A 25,511-nucleotide genomic window follows, 5' to 3' on the forward strand; every position below is an offset into this window, starting at 1 on the left:
GATTCACAAAGGGAATTGTGGCGCGGTTTTCACCCCAAAGGTGTTTGAGGCGGGCTCATTTGCTCGGGATTGGCACCCTTGCGGCTCTCCAGAACACCCAGCAAAACAGAGGCGAGGATGCAGCCCGTAAAGAGGTAGAGGCCCCAGGCTGTTTCGACCCGCCCGACACCCATGCCCTTGGCCAAGGTGATGTAGACGGCGATCAAAAAGATGTCCGCCATGGCAAACTTTCCCAGCAGATTGACGGCCCAGAGTGCGCGGCGGTCCAGCAGGTGAAACTGGATCAGGGCAAGGCCCAGTGTTTTCAACATGGGCGCAAACAGCGCAAAAACGGTGACTACCAGCGCAAGGAAAATGTCGCTTTCCCACAGGCTTTGAAGGCCGGAGAGGACGGAAATCTCGCTCAGGGAAAACAGCGGCAGCAGTCCCGCGCGCAGGAGCGGCGCGACCCAGGCGATGGGATAGAGGATCAGCAGCGCGAGGTTCGCCCAGCGGATCATGCGGCGTACCAGGTCAATCCAAACAGAACGGCAAGCATGAGGAAGTGAATGGCGTCGAGCCAATGGGTCTTGGCCGTCTTGATGAACCCGGAAAGGGCCAGGAAAGCCGAAGGCACAAGCAGCGCGGTCAACCCGCCGCCGTGGCGCATCAGACTGTCGGCCTGCACGTAAAGCGGGCCGGAGTTGAGGCCGACAGCCGGGGCAAAGATCGTCGCCAGCGCGGCAAGCGCCAGAAGGAGCGCGATGAGGGCGGGCCATCGGCCGGGTCCATGGCCGAGGATCACGCGCACCAAAGCGAGCCCTGCGAGGATTTCCAGATAGACGAACTTGTTGAAGAAGATCGCCCAAAGGAGCACGGGATCGGGTTCAAGAAAACTCATCTGACGGCCTCGATCGGGCCTTCCGCGCGGCCTGCGATGAATTGGTCGAGATAGGGATCGCCGGATTGGTCCATGTCTTTCACGGGGCCAGTCCATTGGATCACGCCACCGTGCAGCATGGCCACGTGATCGGCGATGGCGCGCACGGAGGTCATGTCATGGGTGATGGTCATGGCGGTTGCGCCCATCTCAACAACGATTTCCCGGATCAGATCATTGATGACACCGGACATGATCGGGTCAAGCCCGGTTGTCGGCTCATCAAAGAATATGATTTCGGGCTCGGCGGCGATGGCACGGGCAAGGCCGACGCGTTTTTGCATGCCGCCCGACAATTCCGCCGGGAAACGGTCCGCCACATCGGGTTTGAGGCCGACGCGGCGCAGTTTTTCGATGGCAATCTCGCGCGCCTCGGATTTGGGGCGCTTGAGCGAGCCGCGCAAAAGACGAAAGGCGACATTTTGCCAGACGGTCAGCGAGTCAAACAGCGCGCCGCCCTGAAAGAGCATGCCAAAGCGGGCGAGGAACGCGTCCCGGTCCCCTTTGGTCACGTCTTTGCCGTCAAGGGTGATCAGGCCTGAATCCGGATGAACAAGGCCAAGGACGGACTTCAGCAGCACGGATTTGCCGGTGCCGGAGCCGCCGATGATCACCATGGAGGTGCCCGATTCAATCGTCAGGTTCACGCCTTTGAGTACGGCGTTGCTGCCGAAGGTTTTATGGACGTCCGAAAGCGCGATCATGTTAGCGCCTCGCCCGGGGCAGCCGGAGACATGGATATTTGGACAGAGAAGAAACAGGGGGTCATAGCGAGAAGAATATCCCTGTCAGCAGGAAGTTGGCGGCGAGGATGAGGACGGCGGCGGCTTCGACCGAGCCTTTGGTGGCGCGGCCCACGCCTTGCGCGCCGCGGCCCGAGTTCATGCCGTAGTAGCAGCCCATGAGCGCCGCGATGCCGCCGAAGACGCAGCCTTTGACGAGGCTTGAGATGATGTCGAGCGGCTCGAGGAAATCCACGGTGTTCTTGATATAGGCGGCAGCGTTGAAGCCGAGCGAGCCGGTGGCGACGGCATAGCCGCCGAAGATGCCGATGATATCACCCACGCCCACGAGGCAGGGCACCACGAGAAGCGCGGCCAGAACACGCGGTGCGGTGAGGTATTTCATCGGGTTTGTGGAGAGGGTGACAAGCGCGTCGATCTGCTCGGTCACCTTCATGGTGGCGATCTCGGCGGCGATCGAGGAGGTCACGCGGGCCGCGATCATCAGGCCGACGAGGACGGGTCCAAGTTCGCGCACCATGCCGATGGCGACGATCTGTGGCACCACCGCTTCGGCGTTGAAGCGCGCGCCGCCGGCGTAGATCTGCAAGGCGAGCGCCGCGCCGGTGAAGATGGCGGTGAGGCCGACCACGGGCAGGGAGAGCCAGCCGATGTTCAGAAGAGCAACGGCAAATTCGCGGCCATAGAAGGGCGGGCTGACCATGTGGCGCAGGGTGGCGAGCGCAAAGAGCGCGACACGGCCGATGCTGGCCAGAAAGCCGAGGCTGGTGCGGCCCAATGCACCAAGGGGCGAGAGCAGGATCATGCGCCCACGTACTCGCGGGCGTAGCGGTTGCCAAGCGAGGTCAGGATTTCGTAGCCGATGGTTCCGGCCCACTCCGCGACCGTGTCGACAGATTGGTGCTGGCCCAGCAGTTCCAGCGCGTCCGGTTCATGATCGAGGGCTGTCACATCGACGCCGATCAGGTCCATGGAAATGCGGCCCAGAACCTTGCAGCGGGTCTCGCCCGCCCAGAGCTGCGCGTTGGGCCCCATGGCGCGCAAGATGCCGTCCGCATAGCCGCTGGCGATGGTGGCAACGCGCATTGGGGCAGGCGCAGTGAAGCTGTTGCCATAGCCAACGGTTTCGCCCGGCTCGATCTCGCGCACCTGGATGACGGGGATCGAAAGGGTGACGACGGGGCGCGCATCAACAAAGGGCAGCCCGCCATAGAGGCCGATGCCGGGGCGGGTGACGTCGAAGTGATACTCCGGCCCCAGCAGAATGCCGCCGGTCGCCGAGAGTGCGCGCGGCACATCAAGACCATCGGTCATGGCGCGGAATGCCCCCAATTGCCGCGGGTTCATCGCGTGGGTTGGCTCATCGGCGCAGGCCAGATGGCTCATCAGCAGCGTCGGGTTTTGCGCCAGCGCGATGTCACGCAGGGCGCTCCATTCGGCGGGTTCCATGCCGAGCCGGTTCATGCCGCTGTCAAGCTGAATGCCGAACGGATGGCCCGGAAGGCTTTCCACATGGCGCAGCATCTGGTCGATGGAGTTGATCATCGGGGTCAGACCGGCCTCGCGGATCAGCGCCGCATCGCCTGCCATATGGCCGGAAAAGACGTTGATCTCGGGGCCGGGACCAAGCACACGGCGCAGGGCCGCGCCTTCTTCGGCCACGGCCACAAAGAACCGCCGCGCGCCGGCCTGTGCCAGCGCCGGGGCGATGGCGTCGATACCCAGTCCGTAGGCGTTGGCCTTGACCACCGCGCCGGTCTCCGCGCGGCTTTTGCCCGCAAGGGCGCTCCAGTTGGCGCACAGGGCGCCGAGATCGATTGTAAGACGTGCTTGTGCCATGGCCTCCCTGTTTGTCATGGAGCGCCGCCGCGTCAAGGGGGAAATGCGCCGGGTGCTTCTGCGAAATCGTCAGTCCGGGGCTTTATGCTCTCTTGTGGGCACCTTTGCCCGGCGTTAGGGATTGGGCATGACAGAGTTTGAACAGCAGCTCAGCGCCAAGATTGACGGCAAAACCAAGCCCTTGGGGGCCTTGGGCCAGATCGAGATCCTCGCGGCCAAGGTGGCCCGTCTGCAGGGGCGGCTGGATCCGGTGATGGAGCGTGCGCGGCTGGTGATTTTCGCCGGTGATCATGGCATTGCCCGCTCTGGCGTCTCGGCTTATCCGGTCGAAGTGACGCGGCAGATGGTGCTGAACTTCGCGGGTGGCGGGGCGGCGGCCAATGTGTTTGCCCGGACAAACGGGCTTGATCTGACGGTGGTCAATGCCGGGGTCGTGGGCGGACGGTTTGATATGCCGCAGGTGCGCGATGAGCCGTTGGGCGAGGGCACCGGAAACAGCCTGATTGGCCCGGCCATGCGCGTGGACACATGTGAAAAGGCCTTGTCTATCGGGCGCGAGATCGGGGCGGAAGGCGACTGGAACGCCTGCGCCTTTGGCGAGATGGGCATCGGCAATACCTCGGCGGCGGCTCTGGTCGCGCACCGGCTGACCGAAGCGCCGCTGACATCGCTGGTCGGGCGCGGCACCGGTATGGATGACGATGGGCTGATCCGCAAACACGAGACACTCAGCCGCGCCAGCGCGCGGGTTTCTGCCCAGCTTGGCCCGATGGAGGCCTTGGCGGAGTTCGGCGGCTTCGAGATTGCCATGATGGCGGGGGCGATGCTTGGCGCGGCGGAGGCGCAGCGCATGGTGCTGGTCGACGGCTATATCGCCTCGGTTGCGGCGCTGGCGGCCGCGCGGATCGAGCCGAAGGCCCGCGACGCCATGGTTTTCTGCCATTTGTCCGGCGAGCCGGGGCATCGGGTTGTGCTTGATACGATGGGGGCCAAGCCCTTGTTGCAATTGGATATGCGGCTGGGTGAGGGCACCGGTGCGGCGCTGGCCTGGCCCTTGGTGCGGGCGTCTGTCGCCATGCTGAACGACATGGCGTCCTTTGCGGAGGCCGGGGTGTCGGAGGCGGAATGAGGCTCGATCTTCGACTGGAGAAAACCCTGTTCCTGTTGGCGGTCCAGTTTCTGACCCGCCTGCCGGTGCCGCGCGATCTGGAGTTTTCCGACGATCTTCTGATCCGGGCGACGAAGTATTACCCGGCGGTGGGCGCTCTGATCGGCGGGATCGGGGCTCTGGTACTCTGGCTGTCCAGCCTGGCCTTGCCGCAGGGCGCGGCGGTGGTTTTGTCGATGGCCGCGACGATTCTGGCGACGGGGGCTTTCCACGAAGACGGACTGGCGGACTCGCTTGACGGTTTGGGCGGCGGGCTGACGCGGGAGCGGTCGCTGGAAATCATGCGCGATTCCCGGATCGGTACCTATGGCTCGGTTGCACTGTTGCTGGCGCTTGGGCTCAAGGCGAGCCTTCTGATGGCGTTGCCCGTCTGGACGGCGGGGCTGGTGTTGATCGCAAACCATACGGTCAGCCGCATGGCGGTGGTGCATGTGATTGCGACCACGGACTATGCCCGCGACAAAGGCGCGAAATTCACCGTGCCGACGGTGACGCCCGAAGGGTATCGGGTAGGGATCATCTCGGCGGTGCTGGTTCTGTTTCTGACCGGGCTGTGGCTCGGGTGGGTCGCAACTTTTGTGATCTTTGCCGGCAGCACGGCTTTGGGTCAGATTTTCCGGGCGATTTATCTGCGCAAACTGGGCGGTTACACCGGTGATTGCCTTGGCGGCACACAGCAACTGGCCGAACTGGGCGCGCTTCTGGCGGTGTCTGTGTGGCTCTGACCTTGCTGCGCCACACCACGCCGCAGGTCGCGGCGGGGGTGTGTTATGGGGTCACCGATCTGGACCTGGCAGAAAGCTTTGAGCAGGAGGCTGAGGCGGTTCTGTCCGAATTGCCGGATGTTGCGGCGATTGTTTGCTCGCCTTTGCTGCGGTGCAGGCGGCTCGCGGAGCGGATCGGGCTTCACCTGTCGCGTGAGGTTCTTGTCTCAACTGATTGGCGTGAAATGGATTTTGGCGTTTGGGAGGGGCAGGGGTGGTCTGATCTTCCGCGCGCGGAGTTGGACGCCTGGGCCGCCGATTTTCATGACTACGCCGGACATGGTGGCGAAAGCGTTGCGGCGTTACACACGCGTGTGCGGCAAGGTCTTGCCGCCGCGCCGGACGGTGCGCTGATCGTGACGCATATGGGCTGTATCAAAGCCGCGCTGGTGGAACGCGGAGATGCGGACGGGTGGAACGCCCGCCTGCCTTTTGGCGGAATGGTGCGGGTTTGAAGGGTTTTTGGCGGTCATTGAGCCAATCCCGTCCGGGACTTAATCCGGGACCTTATCGTCAGAGAGCAAGCTCCGCCTATTGACGGGCCGTGGTACGGCGATCCACCCTCAGATCCCCTTGATTTATACCTGCCACTGGCGCGCTAGGCCCATGTGGTTCATTTCGACAACCCAATCGCCGTGCCGTGGGGACGGCCCGTCAATAGGCGCGGCGGCCTGCGGCCTTGATTCCGCGCCTGGGGTGAGATGAACGGCCGCTTCAGGCCACGATACCCTCAGAACTCGCCGCCGTCCTGTTGCCAGGGCTTGGCGAGGTTGCCAAACCGCGTGAACTGGCTTTCGAAGGACAGTTCCACCGTGCCAATCGGACCGTGACGCTGCTTGCCGATGATCACCTCGGCCTTGCCATGCAGGCGCGACATGCGGTCCTGCCATTCGGCCATCTTGTCCAACTCGTGGTCGCCGGGCTTTTCCCGCTCCACATAATACTCTTCGCGGAACACGAACATGACCACGTCCGCATCCTGCTCGATCGAACCCGATTCCCGCAGGTCCGAGAGCTGTGGACGTTTATCCTCGCGGCTTTCCACCTGACGCGACAGCTGGGACAAAGCGATCACCGGGATGTTGAGTTCCTTGGCGATGGCCTTGAGACCCATGGAAATCTCAGCGATTTCCTGAACCCTGTTTTCGGCAGTGCCGCGCAGAAGCTGCAGGTAGTCGACGATGATCAGATCCAGCCCATGCGTCCGCTTCAAACGCCGCGCCCGAGCGGCGACCTGGCTGATCGGAAGCGCCGGCGTGTCGTCGATGTAGAGCGGGCAGGCCTCAAGTTCCTTGGCCGCATCCACGAAACGGCGGAATTCGCCCTCGTCCATGTCACCCTGACGAATCTTGTGCGAGGAAATCTCGGAGGCTTCGGCAAGGATACGCGACGCCAGCTGCTCGGCGCTCATCTCAAGAGAGAAAAAGCCCACAACGCCGCCTTCGGTTGCCCCGCTGGAGCCATCGGGCATGGTGCCTTTCTTGTAGGCTTTGGCGATGTTGAAGGCGAGGTTGGTCGCAAGTGAGGTCTTGCCCATCGAAGGACGGCCCGCGAGGATCAGCAAGTCAGAGGGGTGAAGCCCGCCGAGCTTCTTGTCCATGTCGATCAGACCGGTCGAAATCCCCGCCATGCCGCCATCGCGCTGATAGGCGGCGTTGGCCACGTTGACCGCTTCGGTGACGGCCTTGAGGAACGACTGGAAGCCACTCTCTGTCTGGCCCTGCTCGGCCAGCTTGTAGAGCTTTTGCTCTGCCTCGACGATCTGCTCACGCGGTTCGGAGGCGACATCGACCTTGGCCGCCTTGTCGGAAATTTCCCGGCCCAGCCCAATGAGATCGCGGCGAATGGCCAGATCATAGATCATCTGCGCATAGTCGCGCACCGCAAAGCTGCTGACCGCGCTGGCCGCGAGACGCGCCAGATAGGCAGGCCCGCCCAACTCTTTCAGACCCTCGTCATCTTCCATGAAGGCCTTGAGCGTCACAGGGGAGGCGAGATTGTTCTTGGCAATGCGCGCGGCGGCAACCTCATAGATTCGGCTGTGCACCGGATCGTAGAAATGCTTGGCGGAAATGACCGAGGCCACGCGGTCATAGATGTCATTGTTGGTCAGGATCGCGCCCAGAAGCTGCTGCTCGGCTTCGATGGAATGCGGCATGGTTTCCGCCGCTTCGACCTGCACACCTGTTGGATTGATTGTTGTTATTTCGTTCATGTCCACTCCCCCAAGTGCTCGGACCGTGGCCTACTCCAGACCGCGGGCTCGGGGCAAATTGTATGTTTCTGGGGATAAGCTGTGGGCCTATCCGACATACAGGATATTGGCATTTCCCGGGCCGAACCGTCAACATTTAGTCGATGTTCGGCCACGCGTGACCCGAAGGCCACGCTGGAAATATTCTGTTTCGCTTATTTCTGCGCCTGTGCGGCGCGCCAGCCGTGCGGGTCCTTGAGGAACGACTCGACCTCGCCCAGAACCCCGGCGTGTTCTTCCGGCGCTTCGGCCAGAACCTCCCACCAGGTGCACAGGTGATGCAGGCTGACGCCGTGATCGCCCAGTGTTTTGATCGTCTCGGGGAAGATGCCGTAGTAGAAGATCACCGCCGTATGGGCACAACTCGCGCCGGTGTCGCGGATAGCGTCAACAAAGGATAGCTTGGAGCCGCCGTCGGTGGTCAGATCCTCGACCAGAAGCACCCGCTCGCCTTCGCTCATCGCCCCTTCGATGCGCGCGTTTTTCCCGTAACCCTTGGGCTTTTTGCGCACATAGGTCATTGGCAGCGCCATGCGCTCGGCCACCAGCGCGGCAAAGGGAATGCCCGCCGTCTCGCCGCCCGCGATGTTGTCAAACGCCTCGAACCCGGCGTTGCGCATCACGGTAACTGTCAGGAAGTCCATCAGCGTGGAGCGGATGCGCGGGAAGGAGATCAGCTTGCGGCAATCGATATAGACCGGGGACAGCTGGCCGGAGGCCAGTTTGAAGGGTTCGTCCTTCATGAAGTTCACAGCTTCGATCTCCCAGAGCATCCGGGCGGTCAAGCGCGCCATTTCTTCGGCAGAGGGGTAACTCGAGGGGATCATGGCCGGTCCTTTCACAAAGCGTCTTGGGTTTCTTTGTGCTGTAAATATCCCGGGGGAGCCCTGCAAGGGCGGGGGCAGGCCCCCAATCCTAAAATTTTGTCCCAGCAAAATTTTTGTCGCCACCAAAAGCTGCGAAATGTCTTCGATTACCCGCCTTCGCCGTCAAGCTGAGCAAGCCTGCGGCGGAATCGCGGCGCGTGCATGCGTCCGACCACATTGGCGCAGAGCATACGGGCCAGATCCGGGCGCTCTTCCGCGTCCAGATTGGCCAGCAATTTGCGCAAATACGGCGGGTAATCGCGCCGCGCGCGCATCAACGCAGCAAATCGTTCGGTATCAAGCGTATCGCGTTCGACCGCTTCAAGGATCTGCGGCAGCAGGCCGAGCGTCATCAGATCGCTCTGCAAGGCGCTCCCCATGAAAGGCATGCGGAATCGCGTGACATTTTTGCGGGTGAAGAGCGCGGAATGCATCGCGTCCAGCCGCTCGCGCGGATCGTAAAGGACAAAGGCTTTTTCTGCGGCTTCAACCATGTCCGGCGCATAACCATAGCGGGAAGTGAAGTTCAGGCGACGCAGTTCGGCGAAGCGATCGTCCCATTCGGTCACGCGCGGATCCAGCGTGGCTTGGGGTTGCAGCATCAGCACGCGTGCGCCCGGCGTGGCCACGGAAAACGCGCCCGCGGCGTAGCCACAAGGCCCCGCGCCGTAGAAAATGACGGTTTCAAAGTCGTCGAAAAAGCCATCGTCGGTCAGCTGATCGAAAAAGGCGAATACGCTTGGATCGCGGAACCATGTGTCGCGATGAGCCAGCATTGACAGCGACGACCATCCCAAGGCTCCGGTCATTTCAAAACCGAAAGGCGTGCGTGTCTTGGACAGGGCTTCGATGCCGGGGATCGTCTCGAAGGTGACAAGCAGCGTATCGCCATCTTCGACAAAGATACCCGCGTGCAACCGCCCCAGCGGTTCTGCAAAGCCCGTGTCCTTGCCAATCTTGCGAAGCGCCCCGAACCAATCGCCACGGGACAGGCCGGTCAGATCCGGCGGAAAATTGCTTTGAGATTCAGACATGGTACTCTGCACGATCCTCTGATCCACACCTGTAGCGGCATGGTTTGTCGGAAACAATGCCTCGGGTTTCAGGCCAAATTGTGCAAAATGCGGGAAAAATTGCGGGCGTTCAGCGGTTCGGATCGCGCAAGGCGTAGCTCTTGAGCAAATTTGCCGCTTCCCGGCTGACCGGGCGTGCGGGCGGGGCCATCAAGAGCCGGGCAAACAGCGCGCGGTAAGGCTCTTGCAGCATGAGCGCATCAAACCGATCCTTGCGCCACTCCACAGCCTTTTGGTGCAGGCCTGCGAGTTTGGCGTCCTTCATCAGCCGCACACGCTGCGCGCGGGTCGCATCCGACAGGGCCAGAATGCTGCGATCTTCCTCAAGGCACCAGTTGCGCTCGGTCCAGTAGTCGAGCCCAAGCGTGTGCTCCGCATGCACGGCGCGGCCCCGATCCGCCTTGAGGACATAGCTTTCCATCGCGCCCAGAGGGTAGTGGTTGAGCTGCGCCATCCCGTACATCGGGCGGCCGAAGTTGGAAAAAATCCGTTTGGCCAGAAAGGGTTCGGGCAGGCGCTCCCCATTGCCATCGACCCAAGCGGCCTCGGCCAGGCGCGCCTTGTCCGGGCTGCGCGGGCGGTGCACGCCAAGTTTGCGGTAGGTGCCATCGTTGCGGTAAAGCGTCTTGAACATGGCCGCGCGCCACGGCCAATGCATGACCTCGGGCGCGGCTTTGGTGAAGACCTCCGGGATCGGCTTGTCAGCAAAGGACACCACCCCGTCGTTGCCAAACAGCCGCCATGTCAGGGTCATTGCCGTGGCTTCGGGCATGGCGGTGATCAGATCAGGCAGGGTGCGCGCGCCCACATGCACGTTGACAAACTCATCAATATCGAGCGCAAGCAGCCAGTCCGCCTCCCGCACCGCGTCTGTTTTGTCAGCCAGTTTCAAACCGGTAAACTGGATGCCGCCCTGATCATAAGGCCCATCGTTGCGAATATGGGTCAGCGGGGCAATCTCGGCCAAACGGTCCAGCATTGCGTCCGTGCCGTCCTGACAGTCGTTCGAAAGGGCCACCACGTGGGTGACACCGCAGGCAAGGTGATGCGCAAGCCAGTCGATCAAGAACGCGCCTTCATTACGCACGCACAGGACGGCGGTGATCTTCACCTCACCACTCCCGCCGGAAACACACCACCTTGCCTTCGGAGGCCTTGGCGAAATAGGTCAGCCCGCCCGCGTGCATGGCGTCAAACACCGCGCGCACGCCCTTGGGGCCGATCCATTGCGGGTGCAATTCGATGATCGCGCAGCGCAGGTTTGACCAATCCCCGGCGGGGAGCAGAGTCTCCTCCGCGCCTTCGATATCGCAGACCAGAACAGAGGGTTTCTCGGCCTCAAGAACCTCCGCAATGCCATGCTGTTCGATCTGCGCCGTGTCCGTGATATCCGCCACGTCCACGCTGTTATCCATTGAAGAGGCTAGGAAATTCTTGCGGATGTAGAAGGGCAGCTTTGGCCCGGCCTGCGGCATCAGAAGCGCGTTGCGCAGGTCTACATTGGTGACTTCGTTGGCCGCGTGAACCGAGCGGATATAGGGGATCAGCGCCGGGTTGGCCTCGTAGCTGACCACGCGCCGCACCTTCTTGATCGCCGCCAGAAGCGTCGACATGTAGCCAATCCCACCGCCCAGTTCGAGCACCGTGTCATGCGGGCGCACCACGCGCATCACCGCATCACATTCCTTGCGCTCATATTCATCGTTCTTGATCGCGCCGCGCACCCGCCCTGTGGTCAGCTGCGGATGTTTGGGGATTTTCATGCCGCGAGAGTGCAGGAACGGGTCCTTCGGCGGCTCTGGATTTCCGTCCATCTAACTCTCCATATCGAGGGACAGCGCATAGGCCACCCGTTCGGTTGTCTCGAGGCGCAGGGCGAGGGCCTGTGCATAAAGCTCTGCAAATTCGGGATTTTCCCGCAGCTCGGCGGCCTTGGCCTTGTGCCAGTCAAAGCCTGCTTTGTGCAGCCGCGCAACCTCCGGGTCGGCCATCAGCCGCGCCAGTTCTGCCTCAACACGCGGGATGTTGCGTTTGATCGTCACGTCCCGCGCACCGCTCCAGTCCATGCGGATCCAGTAGTTCAGCCCGATGGAGCGATCCACGTGCAAAGCCCGGCCGCGCTGGCGTTTGATCAGGAAGCTTTCGGCGCTTCGAAGCGCGTAATGATTGAGCTGCAAAAGGTCATAGCCGATGGATTGCTTGGACGAGCGCCAGCCATTGCGGATGGCCTCCTGCGTCATGTCCTGCCCACTCCCGTTCACCCATTTTACCTGTGATTCCATGCCCTTGGTCAGCTTGTTCGGGCGGTGGCAGGACAGTTTCTGATAGGCGCCGGTGTTGCGGAACATGGTCTTGAAGCCCCAGACCGTATGCGGCTTGGGGCAATAGGCCGGGGCGCATTGGTCGAACTGACCGATCACCAGATCGTCCTCCAGCGTGGTAACATCGCTATGACCAAAGAGCCGCCATGTCATGGCGACGTTTGAAGCGTCCGGCACGCGTGCGAAAAACGCATCCAGGGTGCCATCCCCGCAGCGCACGTTGATGAACTCATCCACGTCAATATGGATCAGCCAATCGGCGTTTTGCACAAGCGGCTCCTGCTGCGCCATATCCAGCGCAAACTGCTGTGGAGAGCCGCCTGTCCAATGGGCGTTGTCGCGGTGCTCAAGGATGCCAAGCGCTTGCAAACGGTTGAGCAGCGCATCGGTGCCATCGTCGCAATCGTTTGTATAGATTATGAAATTATCCACACCGATGGCGCGATGATAGGCGACCCATTCAAGGATATAAGGTGCTTCATTCTTCATGCAGCCGATGATCACACGGCCTGTGCCGGTCTCGGGCGCAGGCCGTGTCACCTCCGGATAGGCGGCGGCAAGCTGCTCCTCATCCACCGCACCAAGGCGGTTGTGCGGGGCAAAAACCGAAGTGGCGATATGGGCGTAGGTCTGCTTTGCGCGCGGCGGGAGCAGGGCGCGGGCGGCGGGGCTGAGCGCCTCGTCAATCTTGCCGAGGGTCTGTGGATCCGGCGGCGCGGCGGCGCGGGCCTCCTTGTCGCCTTGCTTGATACGCCACTCCCACGCCGCGAGATATTGCGTGGCACGAAAGCCAAAGAGCGGGTCGCCCTCCGTGTATGGGCCAGGGGCCGGCGCCGGGGACAGGTGTTCGGGATTGAGGCCGGGATGATCGCGAGAAAGATCGGCGATATCTTTTTGAAAACGCTCGGAAACCGGCGCGAGGCCGGTGGTGTCGATTGCGTCCCCGTGTTGTTTCAACTCGCTCATGAACTTGCGCCAGAGCGGGCGCGGGACACTCAGCCCGCGCTTGGCAATGAGCGCAAGAAGCGCGCCGTTGAACAGGCGGCAGCGGGTCAGCCATGCGGCAGACGGGAGCAGGGGTGGCGTTTCCGGCTCGGCCTTGCCGATGCGTTTTTCGATGCCAAAACTCTCGCGAATCTCTTCTGTGCCGCGTTCCGAATGGAGCCGGTCCATATCGATGCTGCGAAACTGGACGGCCCCATCGCCGAAAACCTCTTCCCAAGCGCTCTGAAGCCCTTTGAAATCGAGCCAGAAGGCGGGTCCTTGCACTTCGGGGAAGACGCTGACCTCCGGGTCCGCTTCCGGCATCGCCTCCAGCGCGGCAGCGCGGAAATCCGCAGCCTCGGCGAGGCGCAGTTCCTGTTCGGGTCCGCTGCTGCGCCCGTCAAATACCTGTCCCACATAGCGCCGCAGCAGCATCCGGGCGGGATCATCAATATGCGCGAGGATGCTGATATCGCTGGAGAATTCCGAGAGGATGTCTTTCAACCTCTGCAACTCTGATCGCGTGATCAGCCCCGTGCCAAACTGATGACAAGACAGCACCATCAACGCCGCATCGCTGCCCGCGACCTCCCGGCGCAGCCCGGCAATCACATCCGCGCGCAGGCTTTCCTGCTTTTCGGGCAAGGCAAACCCCCGCGCCGCGCGCAAGCCATCGACCCGCTCGGGATCGCTGACCGCCATGAACAGCCGCGTGTGGTTGCGCCCACCGGGGCTGCGCGGGAAGAGCACGCCCTTGCGCGCCAATTGCCCGCGCTTGGCGTCCATGATGCGTTGCAGCCGATCCGCCGTCAGCCCGTCCGGTCCGATATGCACAATGATCCGCATCAGGCCGCGCCCTCTGCCGGGTTTTCGATGTTCACATTCGCGCGGCCCCACCACGGCAGATCAAGCCCGATATGTGCGGCAAGCCTCTCGCGCGCGTCCTCAGCGGCGACCGGCAGTTCCAGAAAACGCGGATCATCGCCAAAGAGATCGCGCAGCATGTCGTAATGCCCTTCGATCCAGCGAATGCGCTCTGCATCACTCTCGCCGTAACCGCGCGGCAGGCCGGGCAGGGTGCCCGAAGGCAGGCGATCTTTGCCAAGGTTGTTCCAGCGCCGCATGCTGTCCGACAGTTCCGCCGCGGGCCGCCACGTGGCGACAAAGAGCATGTCGGGGCGGGTCAGACGCATGGCTTTGATCAGCGCGTAATCGCATTGCGGCCAGAGAGAGACGTCGGCCTTGAGCACGCTGATTTCCGTCAGAGCATCGTATAAATCCAGCGTTTCAAAGGGGTTGCCGGAGTTGAAATAGCCATTGTAGAGCTGCCGCGCGATGAAAGTGCCGCCCAGCCCGCGCTTGCGCGAATGGATGCGACGCACCTTGTGATCGGCAGCGCGCCAGCCGCCCTTGGTGAGCGCTTCGGCCAGCGTGGTGGTGCCCGATTTGGGCAATCCGAGATTGACCAGCTTGACCCGCCTCATGGCTGCATCTCCAACTCCTCCATGAGTGCGGCCTCGGCCGGCGGGATGGTGGGCAGGTTCCCCAGATGCGCGTGCATCGCCGCATAGGCAGGCTGCGCCATCAACGCGTCGCGCTTCGCCAAATGCCTTGCCACGCAATCCTCGTGCAAAGCGCGGATTTCCGGATCACTCAGCAGTTTGCTCATCCAGGCGCGCAGGGCGGGCAAATAGCGCCGAATGCTGAGGTCTTCCCAGGCCGCATCGTTGCGCTCGCGCCAGTAAGCATCGTCAAAGGCGCGGTTCTCCCGGTTCACATCGCCCCGGTCGTTCTTCACCAGATAGCTGTCAAGCGAGCGCAGGGCATAGTGATTGAGCGTCGCAAAACGCCGTGCGCCATGGGCGGGGAACTTGCGGATGCGGCGCGGATTGGCGGCGGTCAGGAACTTCGGCGGCACCCGGCGGCCAGAGCCATCCCGCCAATCGGGCATGGCCTCCTGCGGCAGGTCCTTGCGGAAAAACGGGCGGTGCGCGCCGAAATACTGCAGGGGAAAATCGCCGCGCACGAGAGTTTTGACCTCAATGGCCGATTGATCGCACCAGAGGTCCGGATTGTGGGAGCGGGTGAATTGCTCGATCACGGGACGATCCTCAAAGCCGTCCACCCCGCAATTGGCAAAGAACTGGAAGGTCACGCTGATCGCTTGCGGATTGCCGCAGGCCTTGATCAGGGCCGGGATCGTGTGCCCCTGCACGTGAATGTTGAGGAACTCATCCACATCCGCCACCCAGACCCAGTCAGCGCGTTTGACCACGCGCCTCTTGGCAGCGTCCTTCAGCGCTTCCATCTGGTAATTGCGCCCCTCGGCAGGGTTGGGCAGGTGCACAACCCCTCCGCGCTTTGCCAAAGCATCGAGAAGCGCATCGGTCCCGTCAGAGCAATCGTTTGAATAGAAAAGAAAATCCGTCACGCCGAGCAAGCGATTGTAGGCGATCCATTCCAAAAGGAACGGGCCTTCATTCTTGACGCAGGTCACGGCGGTTATGCGCATTCGGGCGCTCCCGCGGCGGAAAAGGACATGCTGCTCGTCCCCGGATTTGGTCGCCATGCGGGGTGCTGCCCCGCCTTTTCTTGGCTCCAAACATCGCAGGAAGGGGTTACCGGGTCAATAATAGCGCTAAACTCTGAAAAGCTCTGCGACTTTGGCGCTATTGACCCGCGCGCGTGCGGAAGGCACTCCCTTGGGTTAAGGAGACCTTTATGCAGCAAATTCCCCAATCCATTGACGCGGTTCAGGCGCAACTGGCCGAGACAGGCTATGTCTGCGGACGGGCGCTGGCCACGGTTGTGTTCCTCTCGCTTAAACTCGGACGGCCCCTGTTCCTCGAAGGTGAGGCAGGCGTGGGCAAGACCGAGATCGCCAAGGCGCTTGCGCTCTGCCTCGGGCGGCGGCTGATCCGGCTGCAATGCTATGAGGGGCTGGATGCCTCCTCGGCGGTCTACGAATGGAACTTCCCGGCGCAGATGATCGCCATCCGCACAGCCGAAGCGCAGGGCGGCGCGGATCGTTCGGCGCTGAATGCCGAGCTTTTCGGCAAGGATTTCCTGATCGAGCGGCCTTTGCTGCAGGCCATGCGGCCCGATGAAAACGGCGCGCCGATCCTGCTGATTGATGAGCTTGACCGCACCGATGAGCCGTTTGAAGCCTTCCTTCTGGAGGCCCTGAGCGACTTCCAAGTGACCATCCCCGAGATTGGCACGATCGAGGCCCCCGAGCCGCCGATTGTCATCCTCACCTCCAACCGCACCCGCGAGGTGCATGACGCGCTGAAGCGGCGCTGCCTCTATCACTGGGTCGACTACCCTCAGTTTGACCGCGAGGTGGAAATCCTGACCGCCCGCGCGCCGGAAGTGGCGGAAACCCTCTCGCGCCAGATCGTCGCCTTTGTTCAGTCCCTGCGCACTGAGGACATCTTCAAGAAACCGGGCGTGGCGGAAACCATCGACTGGGCCAAATGCCTGTTGGCGCTTGACGTGGTGGACCTCTCGCCCGAAGTGATCAGCGACACGCTCGGCGCGATCCTGAAGTACCAGGACGACATCCAGAAAATTCAGGGCTCAGAGGCGAAACGCATCCTGGATGAGGTGAAGTCGTCGTTGGACGCGGCCTAGTGTTTCTTTGGGCTCCAAATACCTCTGGAGGTCCTCCCGGACCGCGCAGCGGCGAACAGTCCGGGCGACTGTTCGAGGGTTGGACGGGGCCGCGCCCCCGCGTCGGCTGATATGCCTGAATACGTCCCCATAGATCTGCCCGAAAACCCGCGTCTGGCGCAGAACATCATCCATTTCGCGCGGGCGCTCAGGCGGGCTGGCCTGCCTGTCGGGCCGGGGCGGGTGATTGATGCGGTCAGGGCGGTTGAGGCCGCGGGTTTCACGGATCGGATGGATTTCTTCTGGACGCTGCACGCCTGTTTCGTGAACCGCCCGGAGCACCGGGTGGTCTTTGCCCAGATCTTTCGCCTCTACTGGCGCGACCCGCGCTACCTTGAACATATGATGAGCATGATGCTCCCGGCGGTGCGCGGCGTTCAGGAAGAAAAGCTCGCGCAATCGGCTGAGAAACGCGCGGCGCAGGCGCTTTTGGGCGACGAAATGCCGGAGCTTCCGCAGCCCGAAGAGACCGAAGGCGGCGAGCAGATCGAGATCGACGCCTCCATGACCATGTCAGCGGAGGAAAAGCTGCGCACGCTGGACTTTGAACAAATGTCCACGGATGAGATTGCGCAGGCCAAGCGTATGATTGCGCGGCTCAAACTGCCGGTGAAGCCAATTAAATCCCGCCGCTCCATGGCCGCGCCGCAAGGCGAGCGGCTCGATTATCGCCGGACGCTGCGCGAGGCCATGCGGCGCGGCGGTGAGATGCGGACCATCCAGCGCGCCAAACCGCGCCCGCGCTGGCCGAACCTCGTGGTGCTGTGCGATATCTCCGGGTCGATGAGCCAATACAGCCGCATGGTGCTGCATTTCCTGCATGCGGTTGCCAATGAGAAAGGCGCGGGCTGGGCCAAGGTGCATGCTTTCACATTCGGCACGCAGTTGACCAACATCACCCGCCATTTGGCCACGCGTGATGTGGATGCCGCCCTGAAAGCGGCCGGGGCCGAGGCGCATGACTGGGAAGGTGGCACACGCATCGGGCAATGCCTGCATCAGTTCAATCATCTGTGGTCGCGCCGTGTCATGGGGCAGGGGGCGGTGGTGCTACTGATCACCGACGGGCTGGATCGCGACGATGCGGGGGCTTTGGAGAAGGAAATGGAGCGGCTGCACCTGTCATCGCGTCGCCTGATCTGGCTCAACCCATTGCTGCGCTGGGACGGCTTTGCGCCAAAAGCCACCGGTATCCGCGCCATGCTCCCCCACGTACACAGCTTCCGCGCCGGTCACTCGATCCAATCGCTCGAAGATCTCGCCGAGGCCATCTCCCGCCCTGATGACATGGGTGAAAAAGCGCGGCTGATGCAGATGCTCTGACGGCTCAATTGCTCAGCGCCCTGGCCTTGCGCCGGGCGTCTTCGAGGGCCGTTTTGAGCCCGTCCGTGGGCACGGCAATCTTGATCGGGGTGCCCTGACCGTAAGGGAAGGCGAGGATGTCGAGCGTCTCGGTGCCGGTGATACGGTCTTCGTCAAGCAGGCGCAGGATGCGGCGGGCGCGGCAGCCGTCGGGGAAACAGACTTCGAACTTGAGGTCGAGATCCTTGTCACCGAGCGACAGCTTCAACCCCGGCTCGATCACCACCCCAAGCGGCACCGCAATCGCGATTTCCTGAACCTTGTCATGGGTGTAGTTGAAAAAGACACTGGCGATCCTCTGGCCAGAGTTCGCATCCATGACGCTTCGGCTGACCAGGCAGGCGGTGTCACTACAGCTCAAGGCCCAGTCGGAAGTGGATGGGGCCTTCGCCGTTGCGCTGTCCATGGATTGCGCGTGCAGAGCAGAGGCAAAGGCCAGAAGAAGGGCCATACTGGAGATAAGGTGGCGTGTCATTCTGAAGTCCTGTAGCGGCTGGGGAAGAGAGGGCGGCACGGGACCGCCCCCCGAAAATGCATGTGGCTTGATCAGGCTTGGGTTTTGCGGCGACGCAAAGCGCCGAACCCGGCGAGCGCGGTCAGCAGCAGAACGCCCCCTGCGGGAAGCGGAACGGGGCTGGTCGGGTTGGGCTGTTGAACCACCCCGCCCACGCCGGAGAAGGCGAAGATGTAGGTCGGGGCGAGATCGGTTGTGCCGTCGACATAGCCGTCCTGGTTGGTATCGGAGCCGGACCAGCCAAAGCTGTAGAGCTCTGCACCAACCGTGCCGAGCGCCGCATTGGCCTCTGCCAGGCCGACAGCACCGCCATAGAAGATCGAGAAGCTGTAGCTTTCCCCCGCTCCGAGGCCGCCGAGCGAGAAGTCAAAGACCGCGCCGTGATCGTCGGGACCACAGGCGACAAAATCCACCGTGGTTCCACAGCCCGCCAGATCTCCGAACGCGTCCAGCGGATTGCCGGAGACAAAACCGTCATCCGAACTGGAGGAGAGCAGGGTGGTTGTGCCGGTGCCCCCGATTGTCACGTATTCGTCAAAGGGGGTTGGCGAGGTGTCCCAGTCCATGACGCGGCGGTATTCCAGATCGGTGACCGCCGTCATGCCGGTGTTCTCCACCGTCACGATCACCTCGTAGAGGTTGTCCGACGAAGAAAGCTGGAAGTCATGAGTGACCTGAACGTTTGTGCCGTCAACGGTGACCACGGATTGGGCAGTGGTGGCGGTTGAGGTGAAGCTGACAAGGGTCAGACCGGAAGCGCCGCCGAAGTCGTTGTTGGCAGAGCCGGTCGTGCCGTCCACGGCAAGGCCCCAGCCTTCACACAGGCAGCCGTGGGACGTGGCCTCGTACTCGGTGCCGCTGGTCGGATCGACGTAGCGCACACCAACGGCGGTTTGACCGGTCACGTCGGCAACACCGCCGCTGATGTTCAACTGACCGAAGTCATCGACACCAAGCGATACGTTGCCGTCCGATATGATGGAAGCTGCGGAAGAAAGGGTAGGCAAAAGCGCCACAACACCCACCGCAAAGGCGCGTGAGAACATAGGTAATCTCCGTAAATGAAACAGTTTTCGTCGAATAGTGCCCACGAAGGCTAACGCAAGGGCAGCTCGCCTTAAAAGTGAATACACCGTGAATTCGTGAACTGCGTGTGAATTCCCGATGGCGCCCGCTGCCCGGGCCATCCGGAAGAGGGCGTTTTTCGCCACAAGTCCCGTTCAACGCGAAGCGATCAGTCCTGCGCAGAGCCATTCAAATATCAAAACTGGAATGTATTTGATTTGAATCATTCGAAGTTTGGAATATGTTCTTTACCCCTGATCCTCATCAAACTTCTGACGGGAGGGGTGCATATGACACTCGATTGGAAATTGGGGGGCGTGCTTTTGGGGCTCGTCTTCTTTGCTGCGGTGCTTCTGGTGAAGCCCATTGGCGTCTCGACGCAATTCGTGATCCTCAACGGGATCGTAACGGACGTGGTGAACCCGGAATTCATCACGCAGACGGACGAAGGCTACACGTCCACCAACGCCTACATGGCAAAGTCAAACGGCAAATACGCCAAGAACGCCGCAAACCCGGTGAACTACTCGTTCATCTTTGTGCTGGCGATGATGGCCGGGGCGGCGCTCTCGGCCTTTGGGCGGGGGCTGGACCGTGAGGACAAACGGTTGCCTGCGATCTGGAAAGCCAACTTCGGCGACACGCCATGGAAACGCTACGCGGTGGCCTTCCTTGGCGGGTTCATCGTGCTTTACGGCGCGCGTCTCGCCGGGGGCTGCACCTCCGGGCACATGATGTCCGGCATGATGCAGACGGCGCTTTCGGGTTACATTTTTGCCGCTGGCGCGTTCCTTGCCGCCATTCCCACCGCCATGATGCTTTATAAGGAGGGCTGATCCATGCAGATCGTACTTGCCATCGTTATCGGCGCTGCCTTTGGCGCGGTGCTGGACCGGATCGGGGCGACCAACCCCACTGTGATCTCCGGCATGCTGACCCTGCGGCGCATCCGGTTGATGAAAACCATCCTGCTGGCCATTGGCACCGGCTCCATCCTGATGTTCGCGGGCCAGATGGCCGGTCTTGTCGATGTCGGCCATATGAGCGTGAAAACCGCCTATGTGGGCGTTTTCATTGGCGGGTTGCTGCTGGGCGCGGGCTGGGCCGCTTCTGGCTACTGCCCCGGCACCGGCGTTTGCGCGGCGGCGTCCGGGCGAAAAGATGCGCTGTTCTTCGTGGCGGGCGGCCTTCTCGGCGCGGCGGCTTACATGGCGACATACCCCGCCTGGAAAGCCTCTGGCCTGCTGGACGGCATTGCAGGCGGCAAGGTGACGCTGGGCGCGGTGCCTGGTTCGAAGTTCGACGGGCTCTTCGCCATCTCCGGCGATCTTCTGGGCATCGTGCTTGGCGCCGTCTTTGTGCTTGTGGCTTTTGTCCTGCCGGACAATCTGACGGGGGGCAAAACCCCGGCAGAGGTGCCGGCGGAGTAATCACAGCTCCCGCCAAAACAAAGGCCCGCGCGATGCACTCGCGCGGGCCTTTTTCGTCTTGGTGTCCGTTGGCTCGCCTTTACAGCGCCCCCAACGCCCATCCCGTTACTGCATCATTTCCTTCGTCGCCGAAAGCGTCACATCCGGGTAATCCCGCTCCACCCGGTCGATGTCCCACTGCAGGCGCGTCAGGTAGACCACGTCGCCGTCATGATCATAGGAAATGTGCTGCTTGTTGGCATTGGTGAATTTGTCCACCGCCTCCTTGTCGCCATGCACCCAGCGCGCCGAAGTGAACTGGGAAGCGTCAAAGCGCACGGGCAGGCCGTACTCCAGCTCGATCCGGCTGCCCAGAACTTCGAACTGCAACGCGCCCACAACGCCGACGATAAAGCCCGAACCGATCATCGGTTTGAAGACCTTGGCCGCGCCTTCCTCGGCGAACTGCATCAGCGCCTTTTCGAGGTGCTTGGCCTTCATCGGATCGCCCGCGCGCACACCCTGCAGCAGTTCCGGCGCAAAGGAGGGGATGCCCGTGGCCTTCAGCGCCTCGCCTTCGGTCAGCGTATCACCAATGCGCAGCTGCCCGTGGTTCGGGATGCCGATGATATCGCCCGCCCAGGCCTCTTCGGCCAATTCGCGATCCGAGGCGAGGAACAGCACCGGGTTCGAGATCGCCATGGGCTTTTTCGTGCGCACATGGGTCAGCTTCATGCCGCGTTTGAAATGGCCGGAGGCCAGCCGCACAAAGGCCACGCGGTCGCGGTGCTTGGGGTCCATGTTGGCCTGCACCTTGAAGACAAACCCGGCGACCTTCTTCTCTTCCGGCGCAATCTGGCGCGGATCGGCCTTCTGCGGCTGCGGCTCGGGCCCATAGGTGCCGATGCCCTTCATCAGCTCCTGCACGCCAAACGAGTTGATCGCAGAGCCGAACCAGATCGGGGTCATATGCCCTTCCAGCACCGATTGCGGGTCGAGCGTGGGCAGCAGTTCGCGGGCCATCTCGACCTCTTCGCGCAGCTGTTCGAGCATGTTCTCGGGGATGTGATCCGCCAGCCGGGGATCGTCCAGACCCTCCAGCTTGATCGATTCCGCCACCACGTTGCGGTCCGCCCGATCCATCAGTTCGAGCCGGTCGTTCAGCATGTCATAGGTGCCAAGGAAATCCCGGCCCATGCCGATGGGCCAGTTGGCCGGGGTCACGTCGATCGCCAGGTTTTCCTGAATTTCGTCAATGATCTCAAAGGTGTCCCGCGCCTCGCGGTCCATCTTGTTACAGAAGGTCAGGATCGGCAGATCGCGCAGACGGCAAACCTCAAAGAGCTTCTGCGTCTGGCTTTCCACGCCTTTCGCCCCGTCAATCACCATCACGGCGGCATCAACGGCGGTCAGCGTGCGATAGGTGTCCTCGGAGAAGTCCGAGTGGCCGGGGGTGTCGACGAGGTTGAACCGAAAATCCTGCTCGCCAGTCTTGAAGTCAAACGACATGGCAGAGGCCGACACGGAGATGCCCCGGTCCTTTTCCATCTGCATGAAGTCCGACCGTGTCCGCCGCGCTTCACCCTTGGCGCGCACCTGTCCGGCCATCTGAATGGCACCCCCATAGAGGAGGAACTTTTCCGTCAACGTCGTTTTCCCGGCATCCGGGTGCGAGATGATCGCAAAGGTCCGGCGGCGGGCAATTTCGGCGGGCAGGGCAGGGCGGTTGTCTAACATGATCGGGCGTATAGGGCCGCGCCGCTGGCTTGTCTACCGGCGGCGCGGCCGCGCCTCCATCACATCCCGAAATTCGCATATCACTTGACGCAGGTTAAGGCGCAAAAGCTCGCCTCAGGGTAGACTATATCCAAGGCGGAGGGGCACCAACGCCGAACCGCCGATCAAGGGAAGGAGAGCTGTCATGCAGAATTCGGATGACATCTACGGAGTTGGTGGTTTTGGCAACGCTCAGAAGAAGTTGCTGGTCGAGCAGGCCTATAAGAAAGGCAAGGATCGGCGCAAGAAACACCATGACGATCCTGCCAACTCCGGTGGTCCTCGGGATGATGGCTACCAGAACATGAGCCCCGAGGAGAAAGAAGCGTACAAGCGCGGGCATCGCGGCGACTGAGCCGCAGGAGGAGGTGTGAGATGAAAGGTTTGAAAAAGGAAAACGGTGTCGAGCTTTGTCCCTACTGCGGGGCGCCGCTTCTGACACGCAACGACTACCGCGAGCACCTGTCGTTGCAGACCTGCCAATCCGAAGGATCGGGGCAGAGGAGGCCCTATCCCGAAGGTTGGGACGCAGGAGACGTTTTCAACGAGGAGCAAGGATCATGAGCAAGACTGATGTCAAACCCAGCCCCGGAAGGCTGATTCACCTGGCGAGAATCTACAAGAAGGGGCAGGAGGCCCGGCGCAAGTATAACGACGATCATTCTGCCAAGGGACAGCCGGAACGGGACGGCTACGGCGAAATGGAGGATGACGAGAAAGAAGCCTACAAGCGCGGCTTCAATGACGGATGAGCCACGCGGCCCCGCCAGAGCACTCTGGCGGGGCCTTTTGAGTGCAGCGGCACGGCAAAGGGCCGGCTACCCCCCCGAAGACCGCCGCAGCAGCTCCGCCGCATCCGGGCGGGCGAGGAACTGCTCGTCAATCTCAAGATCAGAGCTGTCCATACGCTTATGACCGGGCACAAGCCGTTCCAGCGCATCATTCAGATCATCGGGAAGGGCGGCTGACGTGCGGTCGTCCACAATCATGCTCTCGGCGGCAATGCCTTCGGCGTAGATGATATAGTGATCGTCGAGGATCATCTGGAAGTAGTCGATGAACCCGCCCGGCTCCTGTGTGATCGTCTTGCCGTTCACCAGATGCCGTGCGCGGACAAGCAGCTCCGACCGGCCCGCCCCCAAAGCATCGTGCCGCTGGTAGATGAACAGCCGGAAGTCCGGCGAGACAATCAGATCGGCGGTGTTGTTCAGCGTGCCCTGCGCAATCCGGATCGGCGCAAAGGCCCCGGTGGCGCGCACCGTGTGCTGGCCGACCCAGCGGATCTCCTGCACGCCGTGATCGCGGGTCAGAACCTTGTCGCCGGGTTCCAGCGCTTCTACGGGCTTTTGCGCGCCCGTCGCCAGCGTGATGGCCGTGCCGCGGGTAAAGGACGTGCAGGCAATCTGCGCAAACCGCTGCATCGCGCCGTCCCGGTCGATGCCCACCAGAACGTAATCCGTCTTCGGCTGCATCGGTGCCAGCGGATGAACGTAGACCTGACGAACATTGCCTTCCGCATCGGTCTCGACAAAAATCAGGCACTCGGCGGTGCCGCCATGGCCGCTCATGAAGGTCAGACAGCAATCGAGATGCAGGTCCGCGCCGGGCGTGCCGATCTCGCTGCTCGCCGCAATGCGGAAAGGGGAGCGGGCCAACCCGCTGAGCGCCATCGGATGCAGGGCCGCCACGGGTGAAAGGCGATAGATGTCTTCGAGCATCAGCTCATCGGCAAAACTCAGACTGTCGCCGAGATTCGCGCCGTTCACCACGCGCAAGGCGGCCCCGTCATATATGGCGAGGGTCTGGGAGGGGCGAAAGGCGCTCTGTCTACTCATGCTCGTTACCGGTTCGGGCGTCTGGCGTCGTTCTCAAGACTGCCCATTGTATGCGCGCGGAATGTGTCATCATATGGCCCCGTATTCGGCCATTTACCGGCTCTGTGCGCAAGGGTGCAGTTGGGGGCGGCGGGAGTGGACCGCAAAAGAAATCAGGGAGAGACCGATGGATCTGGGAATTCGCGGAAAACGGGCGCTGGTCTGCGCCTCCAGCAAAGGACTTGGACGCGGCTGCGCCGAGGCATTGGCCGAAGCAGGAGTCGATCTGGTGATGAATGCACGCGGGGCGGAGGCTCTGGAGCAGACCGCGCAGGACATACGCGACCGCTTTGGCGTATCGGTGACAACCGTGGCTGCCGATATTGTCAGCGAAGAGGGCCGCGCCAAGGTGCTGGCAGAGGCGGGGGAGATCGACATCCTCGTGACCAACGCGGGCGGCCCGCCGCCGGGCCTGTGGTCCGACTGGCAGCGCGAAGATTTCCTCGCGGCGCTCGATTCCAACATGCTGACGCCGATCGCGCTGATGTCTGCCTTGATGCCGAAGATGATTGATCGCGGCTGGGGCCGGGTGGTCAATATCACCTCGCAATCGGTCAAGGCGCCCATCGCCGTTCTGGGGCTGTCGAACGCAGCCCGCACCGGGTTGACCGGCTATGTTGCAGGCACCGCACGTCAGGTCGCCCCGCATGGGGTGATCGTGAACAACCTGCTGCCCGGCGTGCATGATACGGACCGCATGGTCTCGCTCGACACCGGCGTGTCTGAACAGCAGGGAATTACCCGCGATGAAGCCCGGGCACAGCGTACGGCGACAATCCCGGCACGGCGCTACGGCAGTCCGCAAGATTTCGGCGCAACCTGCGCCTACCTGTGCTCGCAGCACGCCGGCTTTATCGTCGGCCAGAACATCCTTCTGGATGGCGGCGCAACGCTGGCGACGATCTGAC

Annotated in this window: 28 protein-coding genes; 11 read left to right on the forward strand and 17 right to left on the reverse strand. The window is 62.1% G+C overall.

From position 1 onward, the window contains the following. Positions 1-29: 29 nt before the first annotated feature. The 5 genes from E4662_RS09840 to alr form a co-directional block, all read right to left on the reverse strand. Entirely contained in the window at positions 30-500 is a 471-nt protein-coding gene (locus tag E4662_RS09840; RefSeq protein WP_136441363.1) for a paraquat-inducible protein A, read from the reverse strand. Beyond that, positions 497-880: a hypothetical protein gene (locus E4662_RS09845; protein ID WP_136441364.1), complete on the reverse strand. Its 384-nt coding sequence runs from the start codon at positions 878-880 to the stop codon at positions 497-499. Before E4662_RS09845 ends, E4662_RS09840 begins: the two co-directional genes overlap by 4 nt. Beyond that, the gene (locus E4662_RS09850) at positions 877-1,623 is read right to left on the reverse strand and encodes an ABC transporter ATP-binding protein (protein WP_136441365.1); all 747 of its coding nucleotides are present in this window, start codon (positions 1,621-1,623) and stop codon (positions 877-879) included. Before E4662_RS09850 ends, E4662_RS09845 begins: the two co-directional genes overlap by 4 nt. Positions 1,624-1,684: 61 nt before the next feature. Beyond that, entirely contained in the window at positions 1,685-2,467 is a 783-nt protein-coding gene (locus E4662_RS09855) for an MlaE family ABC transporter permease (RefSeq protein ID WP_136441366.1), read from the reverse strand. Further along, positions 2,464-3,501: an alanine racemase gene (gene alr, locus E4662_RS09860; RefSeq protein WP_136441367.1), complete on the reverse strand. Its 1,038-nt coding sequence runs from the start codon at positions 3,499-3,501 to the stop codon at positions 2,464-2,466. Before alr ends, E4662_RS09855 begins: the two co-directional genes overlap by 4 nt. 127 nt (positions 3,502-3,628) lie before the next feature. Between alr and cobT the strand changes: the two genes are divergently transcribed. Genes cobT through E4662_RS09875 form a run of 3 tightly spaced genes read left to right on the forward strand, consistent with a single transcriptional unit; the run spans position 3,629 to position 5,888 of the window. Further along, entirely contained in the window at positions 3,629-4,630 is a 1,002-nt protein-coding gene (gene cobT / locus E4662_RS09865) for a nicotinate-nucleotide--dimethylbenzimidazole phosphoribosyltransferase (RefSeq protein WP_136441368.1), read from the forward strand. Next, complete coding sequence (locus tag E4662_RS09870) at positions 4,627-5,394, forward strand: adenosylcobinamide-GDP ribazoletransferase (RefSeq protein ID WP_136441369.1); 768 nt, start codon at positions 4,627-4,629, stop codon at positions 5,392-5,394. Before cobT ends, E4662_RS09870 begins: the two co-directional genes overlap by 4 nt. Beyond that, positions 5,385-5,888, forward strand: a complete 504-nt coding sequence (locus E4662_RS09875) for a histidine phosphatase family protein (protein ID WP_168797950.1) — start codon at positions 5,385-5,387, stop codon at positions 5,886-5,888. Before E4662_RS09870 ends, E4662_RS09875 begins: the two co-directional genes overlap by 10 nt. 275 nt (positions 5,889-6,163) lie before the next feature. On the opposite strand, the gene E4662_RS09880 is transcribed toward E4662_RS09875, so the two are convergent. The 8 genes from E4662_RS09880 to E4662_RS09915 form a co-directional block, all read right to left on the reverse strand. Beyond that, a complete protein-coding gene (locus E4662_RS09880) occupies positions 6,164-7,648 on the reverse strand; it encodes a replicative DNA helicase (RefSeq protein WP_136441371.1) in 1,485 nt (494 codons plus the stop codon). A 194-nt stretch (positions 7,649-7,842) separates the two neighbouring features. Beyond that, a complete protein-coding gene (locus E4662_RS09885) occupies positions 7,843-8,514 on the reverse strand; it encodes an orotate phosphoribosyltransferase (RefSeq protein WP_136441372.1) in 672 nt (223 codons plus the stop codon). Positions 8,515-8,660: 146 nt separating this feature from the next. Beyond that, positions 8,661-9,587, reverse strand: a complete 927-nt coding sequence (locus E4662_RS09890) for a phosphoadenosine phosphosulfate reductase (RefSeq protein WP_136441373.1) — start codon at positions 9,585-9,587, stop codon at positions 8,661-8,663. Positions 9,588-9,696: 109 nt separating this feature from the next. Beyond that, a complete protein-coding gene (locus E4662_RS09895; protein ID WP_136441374.1) occupies positions 9,697-10,737 on the reverse strand; it encodes a glycosyltransferase family 2 protein in 1,041 nt (346 codons plus the stop codon). A gap of 1 nt (position 10,738) precedes the next feature. Further along, on the reverse strand, positions 10,739-11,440 hold the full coding sequence (locus E4662_RS09900; protein ID WP_136441375.1) for an FkbM family methyltransferase: 702 nt from the start codon (positions 11,438-11,440) through the stop codon (positions 10,739-10,741). Continuing rightward, complete coding sequence (locus E4662_RS09905) at positions 11,441-13,777, reverse strand: glycosyltransferase family 2 protein (RefSeq protein ID WP_136441376.1); 2,337 nt, start codon at positions 13,775-13,777, stop codon at positions 11,441-11,443. It abuts the gene before it with no gap. Continuing rightward, positions 13,777-14,415 carry a sulfotransferase family protein gene (locus E4662_RS09910; protein ID WP_136441377.1) on the reverse strand — a complete coding sequence of 213 codons (639 nt, stop codon included), beginning with the start codon at positions 14,413-14,415 and terminating at the stop codon, positions 13,777-13,779. Before E4662_RS09910 ends, E4662_RS09905 begins: the two co-directional genes overlap by 1 nt. Next, on the reverse strand, positions 14,412-15,443 hold the full coding sequence (locus tag E4662_RS09915; protein ID WP_136441378.1) for a glycosyltransferase family 2 protein: 1,032 nt from the start codon (positions 15,441-15,443) through the stop codon (positions 14,412-14,414). The genes E4662_RS09910 and E4662_RS09915 overlap by 4 nt, the downstream gene beginning before the upstream one ends. A 209-nt stretch (positions 15,444-15,652) precedes the next feature. Here E4662_RS09915 and E4662_RS09920 point away from each other — a divergent pair, with 209 nt between their 5' ends. Next, positions 15,653-16,564 (forward strand): AAA family ATPase, encoded by a 912-nt coding sequence (locus E4662_RS09920; protein WP_136441379.1) that lies wholly within the window; start codon positions 15,653-15,655, stop codon positions 16,562-16,564. Between the two features lie 111 nt (positions 16,565-16,675). After that, entirely contained in the window at positions 16,676-17,926 is a 1,251-nt protein-coding gene (locus E4662_RS09925; protein ID WP_136441380.1) for a vWA domain-containing protein, read from the forward strand. 4 nt (positions 17,927-17,930) lie between these two features. Here E4662_RS09925 and E4662_RS09930 read toward each other — a convergent pair whose 3' ends face one another. Then, positions 17,931-18,440, reverse strand: a complete 510-nt coding sequence (locus E4662_RS09930; protein ID WP_136441381.1) for an invasion associated locus B family protein — start codon at positions 18,438-18,440, stop codon at positions 17,931-17,933. Positions 18,441-18,511: 71 nt separating this feature from the next. Continuing rightward, positions 18,512-19,525 (reverse strand): VPLPA-CTERM sorting domain-containing protein, encoded by a 1,014-nt coding sequence (locus tag E4662_RS09935; protein WP_168797951.1) that lies wholly within the window; start codon positions 19,523-19,525, stop codon positions 18,512-18,514. 309 nt (positions 19,526-19,834) lie between these two features. Here E4662_RS09935 and E4662_RS09940 point away from each other — a divergent pair, with 309 nt between their 5' ends. Together E4662_RS09940 and E4662_RS09945 are read left to right on the forward strand one after the other, a co-directional pair. Next, entirely contained in the window at positions 19,835-20,380 is a 546-nt protein-coding gene (locus E4662_RS09940) for a YeeE/YedE thiosulfate transporter family protein (protein WP_136441383.1), read from the forward strand. Positions 20,381-20,383: 3 nt separating this feature from the next. Beyond that, positions 20,384-20,974, forward strand: a complete 591-nt coding sequence (locus E4662_RS09945) for a DUF6691 family protein (protein ID WP_136441384.1) — start codon at positions 20,384-20,386, stop codon at positions 20,972-20,974. A 105-nt stretch (positions 20,975-21,079) separates the two neighbouring features. On the opposite strand, the gene E4662_RS09950 is transcribed toward E4662_RS09945, so the two are convergent. After that, on the reverse strand, positions 21,080-22,690 hold the full coding sequence (locus tag E4662_RS09950; RefSeq protein WP_136441385.1) for a peptide chain release factor 3: 1,611 nt from the start codon (positions 22,688-22,690) through the stop codon (positions 21,080-21,082). A gap of 184 nt (positions 22,691-22,874) precedes the next feature. Between E4662_RS09950 and E4662_RS09955 the strand changes: the two genes are divergently transcribed. The 3 genes from E4662_RS09955 to E4662_RS09965 are packed head-to-tail and all read left to right on the forward strand — an operon-like array spanning position 22,875 to position 23,481. Then, positions 22,875-23,084, forward strand: coding sequence for a hypothetical protein (locus E4662_RS09955; RefSeq protein WP_136441386.1), 210 nt, complete (start codon positions 22,875-22,877; stop codon positions 23,082-23,084). Between the two features lie 20 nt (positions 23,085-23,104). Next, positions 23,105-23,293, forward strand: a complete 189-nt coding sequence (locus tag E4662_RS09960) for a hypothetical protein (protein WP_136441387.1) — start codon at positions 23,105-23,107, stop codon at positions 23,291-23,293. Beyond that, positions 23,290-23,481, forward strand: coding sequence for a hypothetical protein (locus E4662_RS09965; protein WP_136441388.1), 192 nt, complete (start codon positions 23,290-23,292; stop codon positions 23,479-23,481). Before E4662_RS09960 ends, E4662_RS09965 begins: the two co-directional genes overlap by 4 nt. 66 nt (positions 23,482-23,547) lie before the next feature. On the opposite strand, the gene E4662_RS09970 is transcribed toward E4662_RS09965, so the two are convergent. Next, on the reverse strand, positions 23,548-24,564 hold the full coding sequence (locus tag E4662_RS09970; protein WP_136441389.1) for a Hint domain-containing protein: 1,017 nt from the start codon (positions 24,562-24,564) through the stop codon (positions 23,548-23,550). A gap of 166 nt (positions 24,565-24,730) precedes the next feature. On the opposite strand from E4662_RS09970, the gene E4662_RS09975 reads away from it, so the two are divergent. After that, the gene (locus E4662_RS09975) at positions 24,731-25,510 is read left to right on the forward strand and encodes an SDR family oxidoreductase (RefSeq protein WP_136441390.1); all 780 of its coding nucleotides are present in this window, start codon (positions 24,731-24,733) and stop codon (positions 25,508-25,510) included. Position 25,511: the final 1 nt, after the last annotated feature.

The sequence above is a fragment of the Pacificoceanicola onchidii genome, assembly GCF_004804335.1.
GTDB lineage: Bacteria > Pseudomonadota > Alphaproteobacteria > Rhodobacterales > Rhodobacteraceae > Pacificoceanicola > Pacificoceanicola onchidii.